This is a genomic window from Kitasatospora sp. NPDC091257, assembly GCF_044757675.1.
Taxonomy (GTDB): domain Bacteria; phylum Actinomycetota; class Actinomycetes; order Streptomycetales; family Streptomycetaceae; genus Kitasatospora; species Kitasatospora lactacystinica.
In genome coordinates this window covers 1-3,742 of sequence record NZ_JBIVVI010000925.1, presented here as the reverse complement: position 1 = coordinate 3,742, position 3,742 = coordinate 1, and the positions used below count along the sequence as shown (strand labels likewise).

The window sequence follows — 3,742 nt, the reverse complement described above, 5'->3', positions numbered from 1 at the left end:
CCCTTTGCAGCCTGTATCCCCCCATCACGGACTCCGCCGGCCCACCCGGCTGGCCGCCGCCCTGGCGCTCCTGACCACCCTGGCGCTGACGGGCGTCCAGTCGACAGGAGCCGCCGCCCGCACACTCCCTGGCACCTCGCAGACCCGGGGCGACGCGCCGACGCTGTCCCCGCAGGAACACGCCGAGCTTCTGCGGGAAGCCGCCCGGACCGCCATCGCGACGGCGAAGGCGCTGAACCTGGACCCGCGCGAGAGCCTGCAGATCGGCGATGCCACCCGGGACGGGGACGGCACCGTCCACTTCCGCTACAACCGCACCTTCGCCACGGTGCCGGTCCTCGGCGGCGACCTGATCGTCCACCGCACCCCGCAGGGCGCCCTCACCGACACCCGCGCCCACCGGGCGCCGGTCAGCGTGCCGACCATCACGCCCACGATCCCGGCCGTCCAGGTGATGCAGTCGCTCCACACCACGGAGCTCCCGCGCCTGGTCGTCTGGTCGGCCGCCCAAACCCCCGCTCTGGCCTGGGAATCCGTCCTGGACGGCACCCAGGAGGACGGCACCCCCAGCGAACGCCACATCGTGACCGACGCGACCTCGGGCACCCAGCTCTACACCTACGAGGCCGTGCACACCGGCATCGGCCAAGGACAGTACAACGGCACGGTGACCCTGGGCACCGAGCACAGCCTGTTCCGGTACGAGATGGACGACACCGCCCGCGGCGGCCACCGGACCTACAACCTGCACCACGCCTCCACCGGCCAGGGCGAACTGTTCACCGACCAGGACGACCGCTGGGGCAACGGCACCCAGAGCGACGACGAGACGGCGGGCGTCGACGCCCACTACGGCGCCGCGGCCACCTGGGACTACCTCCAGCAGGTGCACGGGCGCGCCGGAATCCGCGGCGACGGTGTCGGCGCCTACAGCCGTGTCCACGCCGGTGACAACTACACGAACGCCTTCTGGGGCAACGGCTGCTTCTGCATGACCTACGGCGACGGGCCCGGCAACGCCAAGCCGCTGACCGAACTGGACGTGGCCGCACACGAGATGATCCACGGCCTGACCTCCGCCACCGCGGGTCTGGAGTACCGGGCCGAGTCCGGCGGACTCAACGAGGCCACCAGCGACATCCTCGCCACCGCCGTCGCGTTCCACACCGACAACCCCACCGACGTCCCCGGCTACCTCATGGGCAAACGCCTCAACCTCAACGGCAAGGGCACCCCGCTGCGCTACCTGGACCGGCCCTCCCGGGACGGCCGCTCGCCCGACTACTGGTACGACGGCATCGCCGGCATCGACGTCCACTACTCCTCGGGCCCCGCCAACCACTTCTTCTACCTGCTCGCCGAGGGCAGCGGCCCCAGGACCATCAACGGCATCGACTACGACAGCCCCACCATCGACGGCCGCACCGTCACCGGCATCGGCCGCGTCGCCGCCGAGCAGATCTGGTACCGGGCCTTGACCATCTACATGACCACCACCACCGACTACCACGACGCCCGCGCCGCCACCCTCCAAGCCGCCGCCGACCTCTACGGCCCCGGCAGCACCGCCTACGCGACCGTCGCCGACACCTGGTCCGCCGTCAACGTCAACGGCTGACACCAGCCCGCACACCGCGCCCACGGCCAGCCGCTCAGGCGACACGGCGGTCCTGCCATCGTCCGGTCCGGGCAGCGCGCCCCGGGCGCAGTGCCCGGGCGGTTCGGGCAACGACCCGGGAGGCAGCGCCGCCGTGCGTTTCCCCTGGAAGCCGAGCCGTTCCGCTGCGCCACGTGGTGCTTCGCGCCGTGCCCCGCCCGGGCCTTTGGGGTTGGCGGGGCACGGCGTGGGGTGCTCAGCGGTCGTCGCCGAGTTCCTGGTGCATCTGCGGCTGGTCGTCCTGGTCGTGGGTGAGCGCGAACTTCTGGATCTCGTTGAACGTCTTGGAGGCCATGCCGAGGACGTCCTTGTAGGGGTTGACGCCGGTGGCCTTCTGGACGGAGCCGCCGAGGAGCCCGCCGCCCAGGCCGCCGACCACGCCGTGGCCGGCGGCGAGCGGACCGGCGGCGAGGTCGAGGACGCCCTTGGGCACGCCGGCCATGTCGGCGTACCTGTCGGTGAGCGCGTGCCGGACCAGGGCCATGAGCGCGTCGTGCGTGGGGCCGGGGTAGAACTGCTTGTAGAAGTCGACGGCCTGCTGCGTCATGAAGACGCCGTCCTCGGTCTTCTTCCACTCGTCGTCGCGCACCTGGTTCCAGACGCGCGTGACCAGGTCGGCGTCCTTGGGCAGTTGCCACCGCTCGGGGGTGCCGAGGTAGTGGTTGACGTAGTGCCAGGCACACATGAACCCGTGGGCGTCCTCCTCGGAGACGTCGATGCCGAGGTTCTTCATGGCCTCCAGAATCTGCACGCTGAACACGCAGGAGGCGCCGGTGGTGTACTTGATCGACACCGGCTCGCCCCACTTGGCGTAGTCCCATGCGCCGCTCTTCTTGTGCAACTGCCGTACGGAGGCGTGGACCAGGCGGACCTTGGTGACGTTCGCCGCGAGGGTGCCGTCGCGCAGGGCGTTCTTGTTGCCCATGTCGAGGAACAGTCGGGACGACTGCGACAGGCGCCGGCCCGGGCCCTTGACGCCGCCGAGCCGGCCGGTCGAGCGGAGCGTGAACGCGCCGGTGGGGGAGAGGTAGGTACCGATCAGGCCGACGGTGCCCTGGAGCATGGTCACTTCGCCGTGGTGGTGGCCGAAGAAGCCCTCCGCGGCGTCGACGTCCGCCTCCGACCAGTCCGGCGGCGGTGCCGCGGCCTCCCGCAGGAAGTCCGCCAGCCGCTGGGGAAGTTGGGAGAGGTCCTGGCCGGGCTTGAGCGTCCCGATGGTGCGGAAGAGGGCGTTGACGCCGTCGACTTCCTTGTGGTCGATCAGATCGGAGACGAGCTGATCGGCCTGCGGGTCACCTGCCCGGCCCGCGGCCTCCAGCTCCTGCGTCGCGTTCTGAGTCGTCAAAGCCACAGAAGGGTTCCTTCCTTCGCTGAGGGGGAGCCGCCGGTCGGCACGTGCCGGGAACCGTGGTCGACACGGCGTCCCGGGCGGATGGATCAGCGAGCAGCGGCATGCTTCCGACTCTGGCGGAACGTCGTACCTCCGCTGAGCGACGAAACGTTTCGTCCTCCCTCGAAAGAGTGAAGGGCAACACGGTGGCTGTCCGGCCACGGCACTGGTGTCGGAGGGCGGTCCAGGAGCCACACGTCATGCTCGAAGGGCACCCGTGGGGGCGGCGGGGACCAGCCGCACACCGGGCGATCTCGCAACGTCCGCAGCAGCGAACGCGCTCCTGTCCCGCCTGGCGATGAGTCCGCGTCGATGCTCCGTGTGAGCAGGTGGGCGTGCCGGTGGCAGCTGGGGAGGTGTCCGGCGTGCAGGGGCAGCCCGGGGGCCACACGTCGCAGATGAGCTCGCGCAGCGATAGTTCTTCTGCACGGACAACGCGTTCCGTTCAGTGCACGGCAGGCTGAGATGGACATCGCCGGGCGACTGGGGGGTCAAGCGGGTTCTGGGACACCAGTTGTGGGGTCTCCGGACGTGGTCGACGGTCCTCTGGTGTTCCGGTGCGACGTCGATAACATGAGGACTCCTCACATAATCGTCAGGAGGCTGCCATGCCGAACCGCTTCGACTTGCCGGCGGGGTTCCGCTGGGGTGCCGCCACCGCCGCGTACCAGATCGAGGGGGCGGTGGGGGAGGAC

General features: G+C 70.3%; 3 protein-coding genes. 2 read left to right on the top strand and 1 reads right to left on the bottom strand.

All coding sequences use genetic code 11. The annotated features are described in order from the left end of the window. A partial coding sequence (locus ACIQOV_RS32135; RefSeq protein WP_401054215.1) for a M4 family metallopeptidase occupies nt 1-1,618 on the top strand: 1,618 nt, incomplete at its 5' end. A gap of 235 nt (nt 1,619-1,853) precedes the next feature. Here the strand turns inward: ACIQOV_RS32135 and ACIQOV_RS32130 are convergent. Beyond that, nucleotides 1,854-3,008 carry an oxygenase MpaB family protein gene (locus ACIQOV_RS32130; protein WP_401054213.1) on the bottom strand — a complete coding sequence of 385 codons (1,155 nt, stop codon included), beginning with the start codon at nt 3,006-3,008 and terminating at the stop codon, nt 1,854-1,856. Nucleotides 3,009-3,655: 647 nt separating this feature from the next. Between ACIQOV_RS32130 and ACIQOV_RS32125 the strand changes: the two genes are divergently transcribed. Then, the coding region (locus ACIQOV_RS32125; protein ID WP_401054216.1) for a family 1 glycosylhydrolase at nt 3,656-3,742 on the top strand (87 nt) is incomplete at its 3' end.